This window comes from Frigoribacterium sp. AC759 (genome assembly GCF_979256015.1).
The window spans coordinates 49,625-72,756 of sequence record NZ_CEEDMT010000002.1 but is presented as its reverse complement, the minus strand read 5'-3'; the positions used below and the strand labels follow the sequence as shown (position 1 = coordinate 72,756).

19 protein-coding genes are annotated in these 23,132 nt (G+C 67.6%); 8 read left to right on the top strand and 11 right to left on the bottom strand.

Annotated features, from left to right (window positions below; genetic code table 11):
• Positions 1 to 16 precede the first annotated feature (16 nt).
• Positions 17 to 1,018, bottom strand: coding sequence for a dihydroxyacetone kinase subunit DhaK (gene dhaK, locus ACZ6JE_RS03225; protein WP_243213990.1), 1,002 nt, complete (start codon positions 1,016 to 1,018; stop codon positions 17 to 19).
• 248 nt (positions 1,019 to 1,266) lie between these two features.
• Between dhaK and ACZ6JE_RS03220 the strand changes: the two genes are divergently transcribed.
• Complete coding sequence (locus ACZ6JE_RS03220; protein ID WP_197981916.1) at positions 1,267 to 1,941, top strand: MIP/aquaporin family protein; 675 nt, start codon at positions 1,267 to 1,269, stop codon at positions 1,939 to 1,941.
• Between the two features lie 102 nt (positions 1,942 to 2,043).
• Positions 2,044 to 3,561 carry a glycerol kinase GlpK gene (gene glpK / locus ACZ6JE_RS03215; protein WP_192060422.1) on the top strand — a complete coding sequence of 506 codons (1,518 nt, stop codon included), beginning with the start codon at positions 2,044 to 2,046 and terminating at the stop codon, positions 3,559 to 3,561.
• A 133-nt stretch (positions 3,562 to 3,694) separates the two neighbouring features.
• On the opposite strand, the gene trpD is transcribed toward glpK, so the two are convergent.
• On the bottom strand, positions 3,695 to 4,750 hold the full coding sequence (gene trpD, locus ACZ6JE_RS03210) for an anthranilate phosphoribosyltransferase (RefSeq protein WP_464318201.1): 1,056 nt from the start codon (positions 4,748 to 4,750) through the stop codon (positions 3,695 to 3,697).
• 106 nt (positions 4,751 to 4,856) lie between these two features.
• On the opposite strand from trpD, the gene ctaE reads away from it, so the two are divergent.
• The 4 genes from ctaE to qcrB are packed head-to-tail and all read left to right on the top strand — an operon-like array spanning position 4,857 to position 9,092.
• Positions 4,857 to 5,498: an aa3-type cytochrome oxidase subunit III gene (gene ctaE / locus ACZ6JE_RS03205; RefSeq protein WP_192060424.1), complete on the top strand. Its 642-nt coding sequence runs from the start codon at positions 4,857 to 4,859 to the stop codon at positions 5,496 to 5,498.
• 21 nt (positions 5,499 to 5,519) lie between these two features.
• Entirely contained in the window at positions 5,520 to 6,335 is an 816-nt protein-coding gene (qcrC, locus tag ACZ6JE_RS03200) for a cytochrome bc1 complex diheme cytochrome c subunit (protein ID WP_192060425.1), read from the top strand.
• 34 nt (positions 6,336 to 6,369) lie between these two features.
• Positions 6,370 to 7,437 carry a cytochrome bc1 complex Rieske iron-sulfur subunit gene (gene qcrA, locus ACZ6JE_RS03195; protein WP_192060426.1) on the top strand — a complete coding sequence of 356 codons (1,068 nt, stop codon included), beginning with the start codon at positions 6,370 to 6,372 and terminating at the stop codon, positions 7,435 to 7,437.
• A complete protein-coding gene (gene qcrB, locus ACZ6JE_RS03190; RefSeq protein WP_243213988.1) occupies positions 7,434 to 9,092 on the top strand; it encodes a cytochrome bc1 complex cytochrome b subunit in 1,659 nt (552 codons plus the stop codon). Before qcrA ends, qcrB begins: the two co-directional genes overlap by 4 nt.
• 1,033 nt (positions 9,093 to 10,125) lie before the next feature.
• Here qcrB and ACZ6JE_RS03185 read toward each other — a convergent pair.
• The 5 genes from ACZ6JE_RS03185 to ACZ6JE_RS03165 form a co-directional block, all read right to left on the bottom strand.
• A complete protein-coding gene (locus ACZ6JE_RS03185) occupies positions 10,126 to 10,542 on the bottom strand; it encodes a cytochrome c oxidase subunit 4 (RefSeq protein WP_243213987.1) in 417 nt (138 codons plus the stop codon).
• Between the two features lie 6 nt (positions 10,543 to 10,548).
• Positions 10,549 to 12,294 carry an aa3-type cytochrome oxidase subunit I gene (ctaD, locus tag ACZ6JE_RS03180; RefSeq protein ID WP_192060428.1) on the bottom strand — a complete coding sequence of 582 codons (1,746 nt, stop codon included), beginning with the start codon at positions 12,292 to 12,294 and terminating at the stop codon, positions 10,549 to 10,551.
• 10 nt (positions 12,295 to 12,304) lie between these two features.
• Entirely contained in the window at positions 12,305 to 13,198 is an 894-nt protein-coding gene (ctaC, locus tag ACZ6JE_RS03175) for an aa3-type cytochrome oxidase subunit II (RefSeq protein ID WP_463462639.1), read from the bottom strand.
• A gap of 188 nt (positions 13,199 to 13,386) precedes the next feature.
• Positions 13,387 to 13,767, bottom strand: coding sequence for an iron-sulfur cluster insertion protein ErpA (gene erpA / locus ACZ6JE_RS03170; protein ID WP_192060430.1), 381 nt, complete (start codon positions 13,765 to 13,767; stop codon positions 13,387 to 13,389).
• 97 nt (positions 13,768 to 13,864) lie between these two features.
• Complete coding sequence (locus ACZ6JE_RS03165; protein WP_464318200.1) at positions 13,865 to 15,283, bottom strand: M20/M25/M40 family metallo-hydrolase; 1,419 nt, start codon at positions 15,281 to 15,283, stop codon at positions 13,865 to 13,867.
• Positions 15,284 to 15,324: 41 nt separating this feature from the next.
• Between ACZ6JE_RS03165 and ACZ6JE_RS03160 the strand changes: the two genes are divergently transcribed.
• The gene (locus tag ACZ6JE_RS03160; RefSeq protein WP_192060432.1) at positions 15,325 to 15,903 is read left to right on the top strand and encodes a DUF3043 domain-containing protein; all 579 of its coding nucleotides are present in this window, start codon (positions 15,325 to 15,327) and stop codon (positions 15,901 to 15,903) included.
• A gap of 118 nt (positions 15,904 to 16,021) precedes the next feature.
• Here ACZ6JE_RS03160 and ACZ6JE_RS03155 read toward each other — a convergent pair whose 3' ends face one another.
• From ACZ6JE_RS03155 to hisD, 3 genes are all read right to left on the bottom strand, one after another.
• Positions 16,022 to 17,065 carry a quinone-dependent dihydroorotate dehydrogenase gene (locus tag ACZ6JE_RS03155; RefSeq protein ID WP_243213984.1) on the bottom strand — a complete coding sequence of 348 codons (1,044 nt, stop codon included), beginning with the start codon at positions 17,063 to 17,065 and terminating at the stop codon, positions 16,022 to 16,024.
• A complete protein-coding gene (gene nrdR / locus ACZ6JE_RS03150) occupies positions 17,062 to 17,544 on the bottom strand; it encodes a transcriptional regulator NrdR (protein WP_192060434.1) in 483 nt (160 codons plus the stop codon). The genes ACZ6JE_RS03155 and nrdR overlap by 4 nt, the downstream gene beginning before the upstream one ends.
• A gap of 63 nt (positions 17,545 to 17,607) precedes the next feature.
• A complete protein-coding gene (gene hisD / locus ACZ6JE_RS03145; protein WP_464318199.1) occupies positions 17,608 to 18,918 on the bottom strand; it encodes a histidinol dehydrogenase in 1,311 nt (436 codons plus the stop codon).
• An 89-nt stretch (positions 18,919 to 19,007) separates the two neighbouring features.
• Here hisD and ACZ6JE_RS03140 point away from each other — a divergent pair, with 89 nt between their 5' ends.
• Positions 19,008 to 19,544 (top strand): flavin reductase family protein, encoded by a 537-nt coding sequence (locus ACZ6JE_RS03140; RefSeq protein ID WP_320477231.1) that lies wholly within the window; start codon positions 19,008 to 19,010, stop codon positions 19,542 to 19,544.
• 39 nt (positions 19,545 to 19,583) lie between these two features.
• Here ACZ6JE_RS03140 and dnaE read toward each other — a convergent pair whose 3' ends face one another.
• A complete protein-coding gene (dnaE, locus tag ACZ6JE_RS03135) occupies positions 19,584 to 23,045 on the bottom strand; it encodes a DNA polymerase III subunit alpha (protein ID WP_192060601.1) in 3,462 nt (1,153 codons plus the stop codon).
• Positions 23,046 to 23,132 lie beyond the last annotated feature (87 nt).

The window sequence follows — 23,132 nt, the reverse complement described above, 5'->3', positions numbered from 1 at the left end:
GTGAGGGCTGTCACGGTCAGCGTCCGCGCCGCAGCGCGGCCGTCTCGACGGGTGCGTCCCAGAGCTCGGTCAGCTCGTCGTCCAGCCGGGTCACGGTGATCGACAGCCCCTGCATCTCGAGCGAGGTCACGTAGTCGCCGACGAGGCTGCGCGCCACGGTCACCCCCTGCTCGGACAGCAGCTCGGCCGCCCGGCGGTACGCGATGTAGAGCTCGATGGAAGGGGTCCCGCCCATGCCGTTGACGAAGAGCAGCACCCGGTCGCCCGCTGCGACGCCCAGGTCGTCGGTCACCGCCGAGAGGAGGCGCTCGACGATGGCGTCCACCGGCTCCAGCGGCATGCGCTCGCGGCCCGGTTCGCCGTGGATGCCGACGCCGAACTCGATCTCGTCCTCGCCGAGCACGAAGCCGGGCTCGCCGGCGTGGGGAACGGTGCCGGCGGCGAGTGCGACGCCCATCGATCGGGTCGCGGCCACGGCACGACGGGCGAGGGCCGCCACGGTGGCGAGGTCGTCGCCCCGCTCGGCGGAGGCACCGGCGATCTTCTCGACGACGACCGTCCCGGCGACGCCGCGACGACCCGCCGTGAACAAAGAGTCCTTGACGGCGACGTCGTCGTCGACCAGCACCGACTCCACGGTGATGCCGTCGGCCTCGGCGAGATCGGCCGCCGTCTCGAAGTTGAGCACGTCGCCCGTGTAGTTCTTGACGATGTAGAGCACCCCGGCTCCCCCGTCGACCGCCGACGTCGCCGCCAGGATCGGATCGGGGGTGGGCGAGGTGAACACGGGGCCGGGCACCGCTGCGGAGAGCATCCCGTAGCCCACGAACCCGGCATGGAGCGGCTCGTGTCCGCTGCCGCCGCCGCTCACGATGGCCACCCTGCCCGGCGTCGGCCCCTCGGCGCGCCTCACGAACGTCGGATCGTGCGACACGACGACCAGGTCGGCATGGGCCGCCCCGAATCCCGCGACGGCCTCGGCGACGACGTCCGCCGGATCGTTGATGAGCTTCTTCATCGAAGGTCCTCCTCGTGATGGGAGCCCGTCGACCGGGCTCGCTTCATTCCTCCACGAAAGTACTCCGCTCGGACATCCGTGCACATGTGTGCAAACCACCTGATTCCGCCAGTCATGGTGTGCCGTCCCCGCACTAGTGTGTGCTCACACGCTCACCGCGGGTTGCACAGTCGCAGCCCGCCCGACGACTAAGGAAGGTCGACGTGGACCTGGGACTGATTTTTCTCTCTGAAGTGGTGGGCACGGCGATGCTCATCCTGCTCGGTGGCGGCGTCGTCGCCAACGTGGCACTCACGAAGTCGAAGGGCTTCAACGGCGGCACGCTGATGGTCAACTTCGGTTGGGGCCTCGCCGTCTTCGCCGGTGTCACCGTCTCGTACTCGTCCGGTGCGGCGCTCAACCCGGCCGTCAGCCTCGCGCAGCTGATCCTGGGCAACATCGACTTCGTCGCGTTCCTCGTCTACCTGGCCGCGCAGATGATCGGTGCGATCATCGGCGCCGTGCTCGTCTGGCTCGTGTACAAGAACCACTTCGACGAAGAGCCCGACCCCGCCGCCAAGCTGGGCGTCTTCTCGACCGGGCCCGCCATCCGCAACTACGGCTGGAACCTCGTCACCGAGATCATCGCGACCTTCGCATTCGTGCTGGTCGTCATCGGCTTCACCAACGGCGGCACCCCGGCCGAGCTCGGCGCCATCCCCGTCGCCTTCCTCGTGATCGCGATCGGCGCCTCCCTCGGTGGGCCCACCGGCTACGCCATCAACCCTGCCCGTGACCTCGGCCCGCGCATCGCGCACGCCTTCCTCCCCATCAAGGGCAAGGGCTCGAGCGACTGGTCCTACGCCTGGGTCCCCGTCGCCGGCCCGCTGATCGGTGGCGCCCTCGCCGCCGTCGTCTCGGGCGCGCTGCTCCCCATCGCCTGACCCGAACCCACGACTCATCGCTGATCGCGGCGGGCCCACGCCCCTCCGGGGCGAACCCGGCCCGCCACGGTCGACACCATCAACGACGAAGGAGACACACCCGTGAGCGACGACTACATTCTCGCCATCGACCAGGGCACCACGAGCACCCGCGCCATCATCTTCGACCACTCGGGCACCATCGTGTCCACCGGTCAGAAGGAGCACGAGCAGATCTTCCCGCGCGCCGGCTGGGTCGAGCACGACCCGCTCGAGATCTGGACGAACACCCGCGAGGTCATCGGCCAGGCCCTCTCGCGAGCCGACATCACGCGCCACAACATCAAGGCCGTCGGCATCACCAACCAGCGCGAGACCGCCGTCGTGTGGGACAGGACCACGGGCAAGCCGGTCTACAACGCGATCGTCTGGCAGGACACCCGCACGCAGTCCATCGTCGACCGGCTCGCCGCCGACGGTGGCGTCGAGCGCTTCAAGCCCATCGTCGGGCTGCCGCTCGCGACCTACTTCTCGGGCACCAAGATCGTCTGGATCCTCGAGAACGTCGAGGGTGCACGCGAGAAGGCCGAAGCGGGCGATCTCATGTTCGGCACCACCGACTCGTGGGTCATCTGGAACCTCACCGGCGGCGTCGACGGCGGCGTGCACGTCACCGACGTGACGAACGCCTCGCGGACCCTCTTCATGGACCTCGAGACGCTCCAGTGGCGCGACGACATCCTCGAGGCGTTCGACGTGCCGAAGTCGATGCTCCCCGAGATCAAGAGCTCGTCCGAGGTCTACGGCACGGTCGAGTCCTCGAACCTGCTGCGCGAGGTGCCGATCGCCGGCATCCTCGGCGACCAGCAGGCCGCCACGTTCGGTCAGGCCGCCTTCGACCAGGGCGAGTCCAAGAACACCTACGGCACCGGCAACTTCCTCATCTTCAACACGGGCGAGGAGATCGTCCACTCGAAGAACGGTCTGCTGACGACGCTCGGCTACAAGCTCGGCGACGCCGCCCCGCACTACGCGCTGGAGGGGTCGATCGCCGTCACCGGATCGCTCATCCAGTGGCTGCGCGACAACCTCGGCATCATCGGCTCGGCGGCAGAGGTCGAAGAGCTGGCCAAGACCGTCGACGACAACGGCGGCGTGTACTTCGTGCCGGCGTTCTCGGGCCTCTTCGCGCCGTACTGGCGTTCGGACGCCCGCGGTGCGCTGGTTGGTCTGACCCGCTACGTCAACAAGGGCCACATCGCCCGCGCGGCGCTCGAGGCCACGGCCTTCCAGACCCGCGAGGTGCTCGACGCGGTCAACGCCGACTCGGGCGTCGACCTGACCGAGCTGAAGGTCGACGGCGGCATGACCGCCAACGACGCTCTCATGCAGTTCCAGGCCGACATCCTCGACGTCCCGGTGGTCCGCCCCGTGGTCGCCGAGACCACGGCGCTCGGCGCGGCCTACGCAGCCGGTCTCGCGGTCGGCTTCTGGGAGACCCTCGACGACCTGCGTCAGAACTGGCAGGAGGACAAGCGCTGGACTCCGAACATCGAGGCCGACGAGCGCGACCGCACCCTGCGCCTCTGGAAGAAGGCCGTCACGAAGACCTTCGACTGGGTCGACGACGACGTGAACTGAGTCCCGACGACGAACGGGCCCGCTCCCCTCGGGGAGCGGGCCCGTTCCGCGTCTCAGGCGGTCGTCCTGTCCATCGACCCCGTCAGCCCGTCCATCGAGCCGAGGAGGCGCGGGTCGGCCGACCGGGGCGGCCTCATGCCGTCTTCGTGGCCGTCACCCACGCGTCGAGCTTGGCAGCGGCCGCGCCCGTGTCGATCGCCTCGGCCGCCACCGCGAGCTGCTCACGGAATCGCACGACGACGGGGCGGTCGCGCTCCGACGGGTCGACGGCGAGCCGGTACGACACCAGACCGGCCGCGGCGTTCAGCAGAACGATGTCGCGCACCGGTCCCGTCTCGCCGGCGAGCACCCGGCGGGCGACGTCGGCGTTGTGCTGAGCGTCGCCGCCGACGAGGTCGGCGATGGCGGCCCGCGGGATGCCGAGCTCGAGCGGATCGAAGTCGTGCTCGGTCACGGAGCCCGAGGAGATCTCCCAGATGTGGCTGTGACCGGTGGTCGTCAGCTCGTCCAGGCCGTCGTCGCCGCGGAACACCAGCGCGGTCGCCCCCCGCGTCTGGAACACGCCGACGATGAGCGGCACCTTGTCGAGCGACGCGACGCCGACGGCGCTCGCCTCGGGGCGTGCCGGGTTGACCAGCGGCCCGAGGAAGTTGAACACCGTGGGCACGCCGATCTCACGTCGGACCTGTGCCGCGTTGCCGAACCCCGGGTGGAACGCCGCGGCGAAGGCGAACGTCATGCCGACCTCCCGGAGGACGTCCGCGACGCGCTCGGCCGACAGGGTCAGGTCGATGCCGAGGGCGGCCAGCACGTCGGACGAGCCGGACGACGAGCTCGCCGCGCGGTTCCCGTGCTTGATGACGGGCACACCGGTCGACGCGACGACCACGGAGGCCATCGTCGACACGTTGACCGTGCCGAACCGGTCGCCACCGGTGCCGACGATGTCGACGGCCAGCGAGTCGACGGGCAGAGGGACGGCGTGGGCGAGCACCGCGTCGCGGAAGCCGACGATCTCGTCGACCGTCTCCCCTTTGGAGCGCAGCGCGACGAGGAACGCGGCCAGCTGAGCGGGAGTCGCCTCGCCGAGCATCACCCGCTCCATCGACCACGTCGCCTCGGTGATCGAGAGGTCCCGACGGGCCAGGAGGGACTCGATGATCGTGGGCCAGGAGAGCTCGTTGGTCATGCCGCAAGGTTAGCGGCGTCCGCCTAGCCCGTCTTATAGCTCGTCGTCAAGAGAAATTCCCGACCCGGGGTTTCCTGCGCAAACCCAGGGGAGGTTTCCAGGCATAATGGACCTCGTGACAAGTACCTCTCTCTCCAGACCTTCCGGGCCGGTCGTCAACCGACCGAGCACCGTCGCCGTCGGCACCATCGTGTGGCTGGGCAGCGAAGTCATGTTCTTCGCGGGTCTGTTCGCGATCTACTTCACGCTGCGAAGCACCTCGCCCGGTCTCTGGGAGTTCGAGACGGCCAAGCTCGACGTGCCGTTCGCCCTCACGAACACCATCATGCTGGTGCTCTCGTCGGTGACCTGCCAGTTCGGCGTGTTCGCAGCCGAGCGCATGCAGTCGCGCCGAACGGGCCGCCTGTTCCAGGTCGGCCAGTGGGGCATGGTCGAGTGGTTCTTCCTCACCTACGCCATGGGCTCGGCGTTCATCTGCCTCCAGGTGTTCGAGTACGCGCACCTCATCTCCGAGCACGTCACCCTCAGCTCCAACGCGTATGGCTCCGCCTTCTACATGACGACCGGCTTCCACGGCGCGCACGTCATCGGCGGTCTCATCGCGTTCCTCCTCACCATCGGCCGGGCGTTCGCCGTCAAGAACTTCGGCCACAAAGAAGCGACGACAGCCATCGTCGTCTCGTACTACTGGCACTTCGTCGACGTGGTGTGGATCGGCCTCTTCATGGTCGTCTACGTCCTCAAATAGGCATTGGATCGTTCACACAGCATGTTCACTCGAACCTCGTCCTCGCGACGCAAGACCAAGACGGGTCGTCGCAGCCCGCTCGCGACCGCGTCCCTCATCCTCGTGGGTCTCCTCACGACCGGTGGCGCGTACGCCCTCTTCTCGTCGACGGCCACCGCCGACGAGAATGTGGCCCCCGTCGCATCGCAGCAGAGCATCGACGAGGGTCAGAAGCTCTTCGCCTCGAACTGCGCGACGTGCCACGGCCTCAGCGCCGCCGGCACGGCCGACGGCCCCAGCCTGATCGGCGTCGGCTCGGCCGCCGTCGACTTCCAGGTCGGCACCGGCCGCATGCCCATGGCGCTCAACGGGCCGCAGGCCGAAGAGAAGCCCACGCAGTTCAGCGACGAGCAGGTCGCCGACATGGCCGCCTACATCGCCTCCCTCGGCCCCGGTCCGAGCATCCCCTCCGAGGAGTACCTCCAGGCCGACGGCGACACCACCAACGGCGCCGAGCTCTTCCGCATCAACTGCGCCATGTGCCACAACGTCGCAGGCGCCGGAGGCGCGTTGACGGAGGGCAAGTTCGCTCCCGCACTCGACGGGGTCGACTCCAACCACATCTACGAGGCCATGCTCACCGGCCCGCAGAACATGCCCGTCTTCAACGACATGAACCTGTCGCCCCAAGACAAGGCCGACATCATCACGTACCTCAAGTACCTGGAGAACAACCCGTCCCCCGGCGGGTTCGAACTCGGAAGCCTCGGCCCCGTAGCCGAGGGTCTGTTCATCTGGATCTTCGGCCTCGGCGGAATCGTCGCCGTGACCATCTGGCTCACCGCCCGATCCAACTAGTCGTTCTCCCGTACTTCACCGAAAGGCAAAACCCATGGCACAGCACGACGACGAGGCCCCCACCGCGGGCTCGGCTGTCGAGAGGCACGAGCCTCGACAGGTGTCGGCCGGCACGGCCGTCGTCACTGCCGACGTCTTCGAGAACCCGGGTGAGCCGCCGCACCGCGACCGTGTCACCGACATCGACCCCAAGGCCGAGAAGCGCGCCGAGCGTCAGGTCAGCGTCTGGTTCTTCCTCTCCATCGTGGGCAGCATCGCCGCAATCGGTGCCTACATCGCCTTCCCGATCACCTCAGGAGACTCGAACTCGGTTCGCCTGAACAACCTGTTCCTCGGTCTCGGCATCGCCCTCGGGCTGATCTCGATCGGCATCGGTGCAGTGCACTGGTCGAAGACGCTGATGCCGGCTCGCGAGATCACCGAGATGCGTCACTCGACGCGTGGCACCGATGAGACCCGCGAGAAGGCCGTCGAGGTCTTCGCACTGGGCAACCAGGAGTCCGGCTTCGGCCGCCGCACGCTCATCCGCAACAGCCTGATCGGCGCCCTCGTGGCCACGCCGCTCCCCGCCGTCGTCCTGTTCCGCGACCTCGCACCCGCCGAAGACCCGAACGAGGTCCTGCGTCACACCCTCTGGGAGGAGGGGACGCACCTCGCGATGGACCCGTCGGGTGCCCGCATCAAAGCCTCCGACATCACGCTCGGTTCCGTGTTCCACGTCATCCCCGAGACCCTCAACGAGTCGGAGCACCTGCTCGAAGAGAAAGCCAAGGCCGCAGTCCTTCTGATGCGCCTCAAGCCGGAAGACCTCAACATTCCGGAAGGACGCGAGGGCTGGCAGTACGACGGCATCGTCGCGTACTCGAAGATCTGCACGCACGTGGGGTGCCCTGTGGCCCTCTACGAGCAGCAGACCCACCACCTGCTCTGCCCCTGCCACCAGTCGACGTTCGACGTGAAGAACAACTGCGAAGTGATCTTCGGACCGGCCAAACGGCCTCTCCCGCAGCTGCCCATCGCGGTCGACGCCGATGGTTACCTCGTCGCGCAGAGCGATTTCCACGAGCCCGTGGGCCCGAGCTACTGGGAGCGCGAAAAGTGATCACCACCACCCCTGCACCGGAGACCGAGACCAAGACGTCGAACACGACGACGACGGTCCCCGCGTTCGCTCCGACGAAGACGAACAAATTCTTCGGCGCCGCAGCCAACTACGTCGACGAGCGTACGAGCATGTCCGGCCTCGTGAAAGAGGTCGGTCGCAAGATCTTCCCCGACCACTGGTCGTTCATGCTGGGCGAGGTCGCGCTGTACTCGTTCGTCGTGATCCTGCTCTCGGGCACGTTCCTGACGTTCTTCTTCCAGCCGTCCATGGCCGAGGTCAACTACAACGGCTCGTACGTCCCCCTCAAGGGCTTGAACATGTCGGCGGCGATGGCCTCGACGCTCGACATCTCGTTCGACATCCGCGGTGGGCTCCTCTTCCGTCAGATCCACCACTGGGCGGCGCTGCTCTTCGTCGCGGCGATCATGCTGCACATGCTCCGCGTGTACTTCACCGGTGCGTTCCGCAAGCCCCGCGAGATCAACTGGGTCGTCGGCTTCACGCTCTGGGTCCTCGCGATGGCCGAGGGCTTCACCGGCTACTCGCTCCCCGACGACCTGCTCTCCGGTAACGGCGCTCGGATCATCGACGGCATGGTGAAAGGCATCCCCGTCATCGGCGTCTGGATCTCGTACCTGCTGTTCGGCGGAGAGTTCCCCGGAACCGACATGGTGGCGCGCTTCTACTCGCTGCACATCATGCTCCTGCCCGCGCTCCTCATCGCCCTGCTCGGCGTTCACCTCCTTCTGCTGATCATCAACAAGCACACGCAGTGGGCCGGCCCCGGCAAGACCAACGAGAACGTCGTCGGCGTCCCGGTCATGCCGGTGTTCGCCGCCAAGGCCGGTGGGTTCTTCTTCATCGTCTTCGGTGTGATCGTCTTGATCGCCTCGCTGTTCACGATCAACCCGATCTGGAACTACGGGCCGTACGACCCCTCCCCCGTGTCCGCCGGAACGCAGCCCGACTGGTACATCGGATTCGCCGACGGTGCGCTCCGACTCGTGCCCCCGCACTGGGAGTTCGTGGCCTGGGGCTACACCGTCTCGATGAACATCCTGGCGCCCATCGGCGTCCTGGTGATCTTCATCCTGGCCGTCCTGCTCTACCCGTTCCTCGAGGCGTGGGTCACCGGCGACAAGCGCGAGCACCACATCCTCGACCGTCCCCGCAACGCTCCCACGCGTACGGCGATCGGTGCCGCCGGCATCGTCGTCTACGCGAGCCTGTGGGCCGCGGCCAGCTCGGACCTGATGGCGACGCACTTCCATCTGTCCCTGAACTACGTGATCCACACCGTGCAGGCCTGTCTGATCCTCGGACCATTCATCGCCTTCTGGATCACGAAGCGGGTCTGCCTGGGTCTGCAGAAGAAGGACCGCGAGATCGCGCTGCACGGTTACGAGTCGGGACGCATCGTCCGTCTCCCCGGCGGCGAGTACGTCGAGGTCCACGAGCAGCTCGACGAGTACGAGCGTTGGCGTCTGCTCAACTTCACCGAGTACGAGCCCCTGATGATCCGTCCGAACGCCAACGGTCAGATCACGCCGGTGCAGCGACTGCGGGCATCTATGTCGTCGTTCTTCTTCGAAGACCGCATCGCCCCGGTGAAGCGTTCCGAGATCGAGGCACCGCACAACGACGGTCACTGACCCGAGTCGTTCTGAGGCCCGACCACCCCTGCGGTGGTCGGGCCTCAGACGTTCATCCTGGGAATCCGGACTCGGGCGGCGAGCACCGACTCCGAGACGAGACGACGCGAGACGAGACAACCGGACGGTGTTGCGGCGACATGGCCACTAGGCGACGCCCCATGAGTTCAGAGCACCGTCTGATAGGACCGACACCGCTACGAGCTCACGTGCCCCCGGGTGGCTGTCCGGTTCGCCGCAGCTTCCGCAAAAGCCCGGTCGGCCTTGGGCTGCACCCTCTGACGCGCTGCCGCCCCTTTCCGCCTGCCTATGTCGTGCTTCGGCCGGTGGTGCCGGTCATCGGCGAGCATTGGGCAGCCGTCACGAGGCCTCTCGAGGGCGGATAGGGGATCTCCGTGGCGATGACTGATGGTCGCGGTCAACCGGCCAGGAGATGCAGCCGTTCCGCGTGACCCAGATCTGACGGCCGGCCTCTGTCGTACTGTCGACCAGCAGTCGGTGGCAGAGGGGCTGGGCTGGGCTGGGCTGGGCTGTGCCTTGACGACGAGGCACCGGGAATGGGCCAGCAGGGCCGGCCGTTCACCGGCACGATGAGATGCGCGGGGTCTCTCGGGAGGCGGTGTGCGCCGTCGATGACGACAACCAGTCCGCATCGACGACCCGTTCCGTTCGTCGCTGTGGCCGATATCGGTCGAATGCGTGCCCTACAGGTCGATCTCGAATTTGAGCCGTACTCGACGCACCAGCCACTCCCCCGCGTGAGGACGTTCTGCGCCCGAGAGCACCCCGTTCGCCGGCTTCCACGCCACCAACCCCTCAAGGACGCGAGAAGACCCCAACTGGCAGTCGCGTGCCGGCTCTTGGGCAGGCACCAGAAGCTGCCCGCCGATCGATGGTTGCCTCAGACTGCCGCAGCGGCCCTGTCGTCGCATGCGACGTGGCGGTCCGACTTCCAGTCCTTTTCCGTCACTCCGCACGGTTAAACCACGAACGGCGCCCACTTTGTGGACGCCGTTCAGATGGAGCAGATAGATCAGTGGACGAAGTTACCCCGGTAGTACTCGTAGACCCAGCCGACCAGAGCGACCGCAACGAGAGCGCCGCCGATGTAGATGATCCACATGCCGACCGCAAGGGCCAGGAAGATCAGGCCACAGGCGAAGGCCAGGATGATCGGCCACCACGACCACGGGCTGAAGTGCCCCAGCTCAGGGTCGCCGTCGTCGATGTTGGCATCGAGACGGTCTTCCGCGAGCTCCCCACCCTGGGCCTTGTGCGAGCGGCTCATGTAGAAGGCGAGGAACACGCTGAGCATGCCTGCCAGAGGGATGGCGACGGTACCGGCCCACTCCACCTGACCGGTGTCGATGAGGTTCCAGACCGTGTAGACGGCGCCCATCGCGAAGAAGAAGATCGCGAGGATCCAGAAAAGCGTTGCGTTGGTCTTCATCGGGGCCTACTTCACCTTGTCGCTGGCTGCATCGTACGTCGGAGCGTCGGGGGCGTCCTTCACCGGGCCGATGCCGACGGGCAGGCCGGCCTCGGGGTGGTTCAGGTCGAACGCCGGGGACTCCGAGCGGATGCGGGGAATGGAGGTGAAGTTGTGACGCGGCGGCGGGCAGGAGGTGGCCCACTCGAGCGATCGCGAGTAACCCCAGGGGTCGTTCACCTCGACCTTGGGAGCGCGACGCGCCGTGATGTACACGTTGTAGAGGAACGGCAGGATCGAGACACCGAGCAGCATGGCTCCGATGGTCGAGAGCTGGTTCATCCAGGTGAAGTGGTCTTCGGGCTGGTACGTCGCGTAACGACGGGGCATGCCCATCACGCCGAGCCAGTGCTGGATGAGGAACGTCGTGTGGAACCCGACGAAGAGCATCCAGAAGTGGATCTTGCCGAGACGCTCGTTGAGCATCTTGCCGGTCATCTTCGGCCACCAGAAGTAGAAGCCGGAGAACATGGCGAAGACGACCGTCCCGAAGACGACGTAGTGGAAGTGGGCCACGACGAAGTAGGTGTCCGAGACGTGGAAGTCGAGGGGCGGCGACGCGAGGATGACGCCCGTCAGACCACCGAACGTGAACGTGATGAGGAACCCGATGGCCCACAGCATGGGTGTCTCGAACGTGACCGAACCGCGCCACATCGTGCCGATCCAGTTGAAGATCTTCACACCGGTCGGGACCGCGATGAGCATGGTCATCAGCGAGAAGAACGGCAGCAGGACCGAGCCGGTCACGTACATGTGGTGAGCCCACACGGTGACGGAGAGAGCAGCGATCGAGATCGTCGCGTAGACGAGCGTCTTGTAGCCGAAGATCGGCTTGCGGCTGAAGACCGGGAGCACCTCGCTGATGATGCCGAAGAACGGCAGGGCGATGATGTAGACCTCGGGGTGCCCGAAGAACCAGAACAGGTGCTGCCAGAGGATGGCTCCACCGTTGGCCGGGTTGAACACCTGCGCGTCGAAAACGCGGTCGAAGCCGAGCCCGAACAGGGCCGCAGCCAGCACGGGGAACGCCATGATCACGAGGATCGCCGTGATGAGCGTGTTCCAGGTGAAGATCGGCATGCGCCACATGGTCATGCCGGGCGCGCGCATCGTGACGATGGTCGTGATGAAGTTGACAGCACCCAGGATCGTGCTGAAACCGGTCATACCGAGACCGAACACCCAGAGGTTTCCACCTAGGCCTGGCGAGAACGTCGTATCCGACAATGGCGCGTAGGCGAACCAGCCGAACGACGCGGCGCCCTGGGGGGTGAGGAACCCGGCGACGGCGATGAGGGAGCCGAAGAGGTAGAGCCAGAAGGCGAAGCCGTTGAGTCGCGGGAAGGCGACGTCGGGCGCACCGATCTGCAGCGGCATCAGCACGTTGGCGAAGCCCGAGAACAGGGGCGTCGCGAACATGAGCAGCATGATCGTGCCGTGCATGGTGAAGAGCTGGTTGTACTGCTCTTTGGTCTGGATGACGTCGAGACCCGGGGCGAACAGCTGCGCCCGGATGATCAGCGCCATGACTCCGCCGAGGCAGAAGAACAGGAAGGACGCGATCAGGTACATGTACCCGATGGTCTTGTGGTCGGTGGACGTGATCCACGTCACGACGACATTGCCCTTGCGTCCGACCTTCGAGGCACCGAAGTTCGGGCCGGAGGAGGATGTTCCGCCGGTGGGGCGGGTGGCGGTGGCTGAGCTCATCGACCGTGCCTTACTTCTCGGAGTCTTCGGTGCCGGCGGCCACAGGGGCCTCGTTGTCCGGCTGGTTGGTGTTGGTGTTGTACTCGTCGCCGAGCAGACCCGTGTTGCCGTCGTCCGCGAGCGTCTGCAGGTAGGCGTCGTACTCGGACTGGCTGACGACCTTGACGTTGAACAGCATCAGGGAGTGGTACTCGCCGCAGAGCTCGGCGCACTTGCCGGTGAAGGTGCCCTCTTTCTCGGGCGTGAAGTACATGTAGTTGGTCTTGCCGGGGATCGTGTCCTTCTTGTACAGGAAGTCGACGACCCAGAAGGAGTGCGCGACGTCCCGCGACTTGAGCTCGATCTCGACGGACTTGCCGACGGGCAGGTAGAGCACGGGGAGCTGGTCTTCGTCGACCGTTCCGTCCGCCTCCTCCTGGGCCTGGATGCCCTGGTAGTAGGTGCTCTCGTCTTCGTTCTGCTGATCGATGTAGTTGAAGTCCCAGGCCCAGCGCTTGGCGTAGACGTCGATCTTGACGTCCGGGCTCGCGGTCGGCGCCTCGATGGCGGCCTGGTCGCGAGCGGTGAAGGCGAAGAATCCGAGCACCAGGATGAGCGGGACGACCGTGTAGAAGATCTCGACCGGGAGGTTGTACCGCAGCTGCACGGGGAGGCCGGTCTGGCCCTTGCGTCGGCGGTAGGCGATCGACGCCCAGATGACGAGACCCCACACGATGAACCCGACGATGAGGAGGACGATCCACGACGTGACCCAGAGGCCGATGATGCTGTCGACGTGGTTCGTGGTGCCCGGCTCGGTCGGCAGCCAACCCTGCAGCTGGTCTTGCGTGCAGCCTGCGAGGACGAGGGCCATGACGGCTGCCACGGGAATGGCGGCCCAACGATTACGGCGGTGAGAACGCACTGTTACCTCTCGGATGACGCGACTTCGGGGGGTGCTCCCAGTCTGGACGGGGACTTCCCTAGCCTACTCGCAGGTTGCACCGACCTCAGTACACAGCACGCCGCAATGTTCGACGCCGAACCATTAACCGCCTGTCGGGGACCACCCCGGAGGGCGGCCCCCGACGAGGAGCGGTGACGGGTCGAGCGTCAGTGGAAGCTGTCGCCGCAGGCGCAGCTCCCCTGGGCGTTCGGGTTGTCGATCGTGAAGCCCTGCTTCTGGATGGTGTCCTCGAAGTCGATGGCGGCGCCGTCGAGGTACGGCACGCTCATCTTGTCGACGACCACCTCGACACCGTCGTAGTCGACGGTCGCGTCGTTCTCGAGCAGGCGCTCGTCGAAGTAGAGCTGGTAGATCAGACCGGAGCAGCCACCGGGCTGGACGGCGACACGGAGACGCAGGTCGTCTCGCCCCTCCTGCATCAGGAGGCTCTTGACCTTTCCGGCTGCGGTATCGGTGAGCTTGACGCCGTGGGCGGGCGTCTCGGTCGAAACGGCCGTCTCGACGACGGGGGTCGCGGTGTCGGTCATGGAGCCTCCTTCAAGCGGGTGCGAGTGCTCTGCACTCCTCGTCGACCAGTGTAAGCAGCGGACCCGGGGATTTGTTCCCCCCGGGTCGATGATCCGGTCAGCGGATCTCGGCGTCGAGTCGTGCGATGAGGATGGCCTCCGTGAGGATGGCCTTCTGGAGCACCCCGAGATGCTGCGACTCATTGGGGCTGTGCGCGCGGGTGTCGGGGTCTTCGACGCCGGTCACCAGGATCTCCGCGTGCGGGAAGGTCTTCACGAGGTCGGCGATGAACGGGATCGAGCCTCCGATGCCGGTCTGGACAGGCGCCTCGCCCCAGCCCTCGGTCATCGCCACGGTCACGTCGGCGATCGCCGGCCCGCTCGTGTCGACGAGGAACGGGTCCCCCGTGTCGACGTCGTCGATCGAGACATGCGCACCGAACGGCGGGTCCGTCAGCAGGTGCTCGCGCAGCGCCTCGTAGGCCTCGGCCGCGGGCTGCCCCGGGGCGACGCGCGCGCTGATGCGGACGGACACCTCGGGCGAGAGCGTGTTGGAGGCGTTCGCGACGGTCGGAGCATCGATCCCCGTGACGGTGATCGACGGCTGCGACCACACCCGGCTCAGGAGGGGGCCGTGTCCGATCGTCCGGACGCCCTCGAGAAGGCCGGACTCCTCCCGGAGGGTCTCCTCCGACTGCTCGGGGTGCTGCGCGTCGCGGCTGCGGAGACCGGCGACGGCCACGCCGCCGTCGTCGTCGTGGAGCGAGGCCAGGAGGCGCACCATCGCCATCATGGCGTCCGGGACGACACCGCCGAGCATCCCCGAATGCGAGGCGTGGGCGAGGGTGCGGACCGTGAATCGGAACGTCACATTGCCCCGGAGCCCCACGGTGATGGCCGGGACGGTGGTGCTCCAGTTGTCGGAGTCGGCCACCACGATCACATCGGCGGCCAACTGGTCGCGGTGCTGCGCGAGGAAGTCCGCGAACGACCTCGAGCCGAACTCCTCCTCGCCCTCGATGAACAGGGCAACGCCCACGCCGAGGTCGTCGCCGACGACCTCGCGGACGGCACGGAGCGCGGCGACGTGGGTCATGACGCCGGCCTTGTCATCGGACGCACCGCGACCGTAGAGGCGGTCGCCCTTCAGCGTGGGCTCGAAGGGCGGAGTGTCCCAGTGCGCGTCGTCCCCCTGGGGTTGGACGTCGTGGTGCGCGTACAGCAGGACGGTCTTCTTGCCGTCGCGCGCCTCCCGACGGGCCAGGACGGCAGGCTGACCGGTCGCGCCGGTGTCGCCGATCGGAGCCCGGCTGACCGTCACCTCGTCGAAGAGGCCCGTCTCGCGGACCAGCTGGGCGACGGCCTCGGCGCTCTCCGCGACGTGGGCGGGGTCGAAGGCGTCCCACGAGACGGAGGGGATGCGCACGAGCGACGAGAGATCGGCGATCGTCGATGGGAGCCCGGCGTGCACGGCCTCCGCGAGTTCGCTGACAGTACGGGGGTCGGTCGGTCGGACGGGGTGCTGCGAGTCGGTCATGCAGGTAATCTTAGGAACTCGTTCAACCCCGAGGAATATCCGTGGCCAAGGCAGAAGACAAGACCGACTCGTCGACGCAGGTCGTCGACCCCGAATCGACGACGATCGGCAAGGGTCGCCCGACGCCGACCAGGCGCGAGCGCGAGGAGGCGAACCGACGTCCTCTGGTCGCCACCGGCAAGGAGGCGCAGAAGGCCCAGCGGGCCCGCCTCGCCGAGGTACGCGAGCGGCAGCGTGTGGGTATGGCCAACGGCGAGGAGAAGTTCCTCCCCGAACGCGACAAGGGCCCGCAGCGCAAGTTCATCCGCGACTACGTCGACGCGCGGTACAGCGTCGGCGAGGCGATGATCCCGATCATGGTGCTCGTCATCGTGATGAGCATCATCCAGGTGGCCGCCATCCAGATGATCACCCTCTTCGTCCTCTGGGGCTTCTTCATCGTCGCCGTGATCGACTGCCTCGTGGTGGGTCGCCTGGTCACGTCGAAGCTCACCGAGAAGTACGGTGCCGGCAACGTCCAGCGGGGCAACAAGTGGTACGCCGCCATGCGGGCCATGCAGATGAAGCCCATGCGCATGCCGAAGCCACAGATCAAGCGCGGTCAGTACCCGACGGTCTGACGCCTCTCCGACTCCACGACGCCGCCCCTCCTCTCGATGAGAATCGAGAGGAGAGGCGGCGTCGTCGTGCGGGGCCGTGACGGCCGATCAGGCGACCGACGGTCCGATCACGCCCACGTCAACGACGGGAGCGGAGCCTGCGGAGGCCCCGGTTGATCTGACGGGCCCAGAGCGGACCCCGGTAGAGGAACGCGGTGTACCCCTGGACCAGAGTCGCACCGGCGCGCAGCCGTTCGTCGACGTCGGCGGCGGAGGTGACTCCCCCGACGGAGATGATGCAGGTGCCCTCGGGCACGGCGTCGACGAGCAGTCGCAGCACCTCGAGCGAACGTGCCGCCAGGGGCGCACCGGAGAGCCCCCCGGCACCGGCCGCCTCGACCACGCTCGCGTCGGTCTCGAGCCCCTCGCGCGACAGCGTCGTGTTCGTGGCGATCACCCCCGCCAGCCCCAGGTCGCCGACGAGTCGGCCGATCGTGCGGATGCCCTCGTCGTCGAGGTCGGGCGCGATCTTCACCAGGACGGGAGTCGACCCTGCTGCCTCGGCGACCGCGCTGAGCAGCGGGCCCAGTCGATCCAGCTCTTGGAGCCCCCGGAGGCCCGGCGTGTTGGGCGAGCTGACGTTGACCGCCAGGTAGTCCGCCAACGGCGCGAGGAGCCTCGTGCTGACCAGGTAGTCGTCGACCGCGTCGTCCACGTCGACGACACGGCTCTTGCCGATGTTCACCCCGACGACCGGACGGCGGGAGGCGCTCCGTGCCTTCGCGAGCTCCGTCGCGGCCTGCTGCGCGCCTCCGTTGTTGAACCCCATGCGGTTCACGACCGCCAGGTCGGGGACGAGCCGGAAGAGCCGAGGGCGCTCGTTGCCGGGTTGCGGCCGGGCGGTGATGGTGCCGACCTCGACGTGCCCGAATCCGAGCGCTCCGAGCCCGGCGATGCCCCGGGCGTCTTTGTCGAAGCCCGCCGCGACGCCGAACGGGGAGTCGAAGCGGAGACCCAGCGCCGAGACGGCCAGCGACGGGTGCGGCGCGGTGAACTGCCTCGCGAGCGGCGCGAGTCCGACCCGGGGGACGGCGCGGATGACCCGGAACGCCAGGTGGTGCGCGTCTTCGGGGTCGAGCTTCGACAGGACGAGATCGAACAGGAGCCGGTACGGGGTCGTCATTCGTCGACCGATCGGGTCGTGCGGGGCCGCCCGGCGTGCTCTTCGCGCAGCGTCGCGATGGAGGCCTCGAAGTCGTCGAGCGAGTCGAACGCCTGGTAGACGCTGGCGAACCGCAGGTAGGCCACCTCGTCGAGCTCTCGCAGCGGGGGCAGGATCGCCAGGCCGATGTCGTTGGCCTCGATCTGCGACGTGCCGCTGGCGCGGACGGCCTCCTCGACCCGCTGGGCCAGGACGGCCAGGTCGCCGTCGGTCACGGGTCGACCCTGGCAGGCCTTGCGCACGCCGGAGATGATCTTCTCGCGGCTGAACGGCTCGAGCACCCCGTTGCGCTTCACGACGTTGAGGCTGGCCGTCTCGGTCGTGCTGAAACGCCGACTGCAGTGCGGGCACTGGCGGCGTCGCCGGATGGACGTGCCGTCGTCGCTGGTGCGCGAGTCGACGACGCGGGAATCGGGATGACGGCAGAAGGGACAGAACATGGTGCCCTCAGCGTACTGGGAGCAGGGGCCTCCCCTGTCGAGGGGAGGAACCGGCGGCGCGGGTCAGGGGCGTCGGATGCGTGCCGCCACGGCCTCGCCGTGCGCGGGCAGGAGCTCGGCGCGCGACAGGGCGACGAGGCGGTCGGCGACGACGGCCAGGGCCGACTCGTCGTAGCGGACGATCTGCTGCGGACGCAGGAACGTGTAGGCGCCGAGACCCGACGAGAAGCGCGCCTGGCCGCCGGTCGGGAGGACATGGTTCGAGCCCGCCAGGTAGTCGCCCAGGCTGACCGGCGTGCTGCTCCCGACGAAGACGGCGCCGGCGCTCGTGATCGAACGCAGCACGGCCTCGTCGTCGCGGGTCTGGATCTCGAGGTGCTCCGGGCCGTAGGCGTTGCTGAACGCGACGGCGGCCTTCATGTCGTCGACGATGACGAGGGCCGACTGCCGCCCGGCGAGGGCCACCCGGACCCTCTCGGCGCTCATCGTCAGGGGCACCAGGCGCTCGAGCTCGCGTCGCACCTCGTCGACGAGGTCGGCGGAGTCGGTAACGAGGACGGCGGCGGCCTCCTCGTCGTGCTCGGCCTGGCTGATGAGGTCGACGGCGACGAGCACCGGATCGGCCGAGCCGTCGGCGATGACGAGGATCTCGGTGGCGCCGGCGACGGCGTCGATCCCGACGTGGCCGCGGACGATCTGCTTGGCCGCCGCGACGAAGTTGTTGCCCGGCCCGGTGATGACCTGGACCGGCTCGAGGCCGATCTCGGGAACGCCGTAGGCCAACGCGCCGATCGACCCCGCCCCGCCCATGGCGTAGACCTCGTCGACGCCGAGCAGCCCTGCGGCGCCGAGGATGACCGGGTGGACCCCGCCGCCGAACTCGCGCTGGGCGGGACTCACCACCGCGATCGACTCGACGCCCGCGACCTGGGCCGGCACGACGTTCATGACGACGCTCGAGGGGTAGACGGCCTTGCCGCCGGGCACGTACACGCCGGCGCGGGTCACGGGCTGCCAGCGCTGCTCGATGACGGCGCCGTCGGCGGGCCGGGTCACCGTGCCCGCCGGGATCTGCGCCCGACTGCCCTCGGTGACGCGGGCGATGGACTCCTCGAGCGCCTCGCGCACGAGCGGATCGAGCCCCGCGACGGCGGCGGCGATCTCGTCGGCCGACACCCGGAACGTCTCGGTGCGGACGCCGTCGAAGCGCTCGGCCTGATCGCGCAGCGCGTCGGCGCCCCGTTCTCGGACATCGGCGACGAGGCGCGCCGCGGCCTCCGAGGCGGTGCTGACGTCCGCCCGCGCACGGGGTACGAGGTCGAGGAGGTCGGCGTGGGTAGGGTGTGTTCCGCGGAGGTCTGTGGTCTGGATCATGACCGCCCCAGCCTAGTCATGGTGCCGCCTCGAGGTCCTGAGGGCACCGCCGGAGACGACGCTCGAAGCCGAGGAGGCGCACCCCTGTCATGACGGAGCCCCAGCAGGCGGACCCCCGCCCCGCCCAATCGCCGGGCGAGGACGTCCTCGCCTTCCGCGAGGCCTTCCGCCGCCACGCCGCCGGGGTCGCCATCGTGACGACCCGCGCGTCCGACGGGAGCCCGGTGGGTTTCACCGCCACCTCCCTGGCCTCTCTGGCCGCGAGTCCCCCGTTGGCGACCTTCAACATGGCCCGCACGGCCAGCTCCTGGCGTGCGGTGTCCGAGGTCGAGGATGTGATCGTGCATCTGCTCGGCGCGCGGAACGAGCAGGCTGCTCGGCGCATGGCGGGGCCGGCGGCGATGCGCTTCGCGGACGACGACGACTGGCTCGTGGGGCCCGGTGGACTCCCACTGATGCGGGGCGTCACGGCCTGGTTCAGCGGTCGCATCGTCGAGCGACTCCCCGTCGAGGGCAACGCCGTCGTCGTGGTCCGTGTCGAAGGCGGCGGAACGGGTCTCGACGACGACGCCCTGCTCTACCACGACCGCCGATACCTCACACCCGGCCGGCCGGTCGACCAGTAGGACCGGGCCACCGGTCGACCGACCGACCGGTGGCCCGGTTCAGACCAGGCAGCCCGGGCCGAGCAGGCTCTTCAGCTCGCCGAACAGGTCGGCCGTGATGTCGACCGGCATGGGGATCTCGAAGGTGCGCGCGTTGTCGCCCTTGAGCAGACGGAGGCGCACCTCCGTGCCCCCGGAGTGGCGCCCGAGCACCGCGGCCAGCTCCGTCACCGTGTCGGTGGTCGCACGGTACTCGGGCATCTGCAGCACGAGGGGCCCGTGGTTGACGCCGGCGCCGAGATCGGGGCTGAACATGCTGACCGCGTGGAGGTTCATGCCGTCGTCGCGGAGGCTGACCCGGCCTTTGAGGACGATGATGGAGTCGCCGACCAGCGTCGGGCCGAACTCCTGATAGGTCTTGCCCAGGAACATCGCGGTGATCTCACCGCCGAAGTCCTCGACGGTGATGATGCCGTACGGGTTGCCGCTGTTGCGCGCGACCCGGTGCTGGACGCTCGTGATCAGCCCCGCGATGGTGACGGTCTCGCCGTCCATCGAGGCGTCGCTCGCCAGCAGATCGGTGACCGTGGTCTGGGCGTGCTTCGCCAAGGGCAGCTCGAGCCCGGCCAACGGGTGGTCCGACACGTAGAGACCCAGCATGTCGCGCTCGAAGGCGAGCTTGTCGCGCTTCGACCACTCCGGTCGCTCGGGCACCTGCTGCACGTCGGCCGGCTCGTCCCACAGGCTGTCGAAGTCGAAGCCGACCTGGCCGTTCGCCTCGGCGCGCTTCTCGCTGACCGCCGCCTCGACCGCCGACTCGTGGACCTCGACCAGCGCCCGTCGAGTCGAGCCCAGGGTGTCGAAGGCTCCGGCCTTGACCAGCGACTCGACCGTGCGCTTGTTCGTCACCGGCAGCGGCACCTTGCGCAGGAAGTCGTGGAACGTCGTGAACGCGCCCTCCTTCTGGCGGGCCGCGATGATGTGGTCGACGACGTTGAACCCCACGTTGCGCACGGCGCCCATGCCGAAGCGGATGTCGTCGCCGACGGCGGCGAAGAACCCGATCGACTCGTTGACGTCCGGTGGCAGCACCTTGATGCCCATCCGTCGGCACTCGTTCAGATAGAGACCGAGCTTGTCGCGCGAGTCGCCGACGCTCGTCAGCAGCGCGGCCATGTACTCGGCGGGGTAGTGCGCCTTCAGATAGGCCGTCCAGTACGAGACGACGCCGTAGGCCGCCGAGTGCGCCTTGTTGAACGCGTAGTCGGAGAACGGCAGCAGGATGTCCCAGATCTTCTGCACGGCCTCCGGCGAGTAGCCGTTGTCGGCCATGCCCTGCGAGAAGCCCGCGAACTGCTTGTCCAGTTCGGACTTCTTCTTCTTGCCCATCGCGCGCCGCAGGATGTCGGCCTGACCGAGCGAGAAGCCGGCGAGCTTCTGCGCGACGCTCATCACCTGCTCCTGGTAGATGATCAGACCGTAGGTGCCGCCGAGGACCTCGGACAGGGGCTCTTCCAGCTCGGGGTGGATGGCCGTGATCTCTTGCAGCCCGTTCTTGCGGAGGGCGTAGTTCGTGTGCGAGTTCGCACCCATGGGTCCTGGTCGGTACAGCGCGATGACGGCCGAGATGTCCTCGAAGTTGTCGGGCTTCATCAGGCGGAGCAGACCGCGCATCGGCCCGCCGTCGAGCTGGAAGACGCCCAGGGTGTCGCCCGAGGCCAGGAGCTCGTAAGCGCCGGCGTCGTCGAGCTCGAGGTCTTCGAGCACCAGGTCGAAGTCGCGGTTCGTCTTGATGTTGTCGAGGGCGTCGTTGATGATCGTGAGGTTCCGCAACCCCAGGAAGTCCATCTTGATCAGACCGAGCGACTCGCAGGCGGGGTAGTCGAACTGCGTGACGATCTGGCCGTCCTGCTCGCGCTTCATGATGGGGATGATGTCGAGCAGCGGATCGCTCGACATGATGACACCCGCGGCATGGACGCCCCACTGCCGCTTCAGGCCCTCGAGTCCGAGTGCCGTGTCGAAGACCGTGCGCGCCTCCGGATCGGACTCCACGACCGCACGGATGTCGCCCGCTTCTTTGTACCGGTCGTGCTGCTTGTCGAAGATGCCGGTGAGCGGGATGTCCTTGCCCATGATGGCCGGAGGCATGGCCTTCGTGAGCTTCTCGCCCATCCCGAACGGGAACCCCAGCACCCGCGAGCTGTCTTTCAGCGCCTGCTTGGCCTTGATGGTGCCGTACGTGACGATCTGCGCCACCCGCTCGTCGCCGTACTTCTCCGTGACGTACTGGATGACCTCGCCCCGGCGACGGTCGTCGAAGTCGACGTCGAAGTCGGGCATCGAGACGCGGTCGGGGTTGAGGAACCGCTCGAAGATGAGGCCGTGCCGCAGCGGGTCGAGGTCGGTGATGCGCATGGCGTAGGCCGCCATCGATCCGGCGCCGGAGCCTCGACCCGGCCCGACGCGGATGCCGTTCTCCTTCGACCAGTTGATGAAGTCGGCGACGACGAGGAAGTACCCGGGGAACCCCATGCCGGCGATGACGCCGATCTCGTACTCCGCCTGCTTGCGGACGTCGTCGGGGATCCCGTTCGGGTAGCGGTAGACGAGGCCCTTCTCGACCTCTTTGATGAACCAGGTCTCTTCCGTCTCACCCTCGGGCACGGGGTAGCGCGGCATGTAGTTCGCGGAGGTGTTGAACTGCACGTCGCATCGCTCGGCGATGAGCAGCGTGTTGTCGCAGGCCTCGGGGTGGTCGCGGAACAGGTGACGCATCTGCTGGGCGGTCTTGAGGTAGAACTCGTCGGCGTCGAACTTGAAGCGGTTCGGGTCGTTCAGCGTCGAGCCGGACTGCACGCACAGCAACGCCGCATGACTCGTCGCATCGTGCTCGTGGGTGTAGTGCAGGTCGTTCGTCGCCACGAGGGGCAGATCGAGGTCTTTCGCCAGTCTGAGCAGATCGCCCATGATCCGCCGCTCGATGCCGAGACCGTGATCCATGATCTCGGCGAAGTAGTTCTCGCGCCCGAAGATGTCGCGGAAGTCGGAGGCGGCCTTGACGGCCTCGTCGTACTGACCCAGTCGAAGGCGGGTCTGCACCTCGCCGCTCGGGCAGCCCGTGGTGGCGATCAGCCCCTTGCCGTACTGGGACAGCAGCTCGCGGTCCATGCGGGGCTTGAAGTAGTACCCCTCGAGCGACGCCCTCGACGACAGCCGGAAGAGGTTGTGCATGCCCCCGGTGTTCTCGGCCAGCAGGGTCATGTGCGTGTACGCGCCGGCGCCCGAGACGTCGTCGCGACCGCCGTCGCCCCAGCGCACCCGCGTCTTGTCGCTGCGGTGCGTGCCGGGTGTGATGTAGGCCTCGGTGCCGATGATCGGCTTCACGCCGGCGTCGGTCGCGGATTTCCAGAATTCGAAGGCGCCGAACACGTTGCCGTGGTCGGTGACCGCCACGGCGGGCATGCCCTGCGCGGCGGCCTCCGTGACGAGCGGTGTGACCCTCGCGGCACCGTCGAGCATCGAGTACTCGCTGTGGACGTGCAGGTGGACGAATGAGTCGTTGCTCGAGGCCAAGAGGCTCCCCGTCTGATGGTGGATCTGACTGCT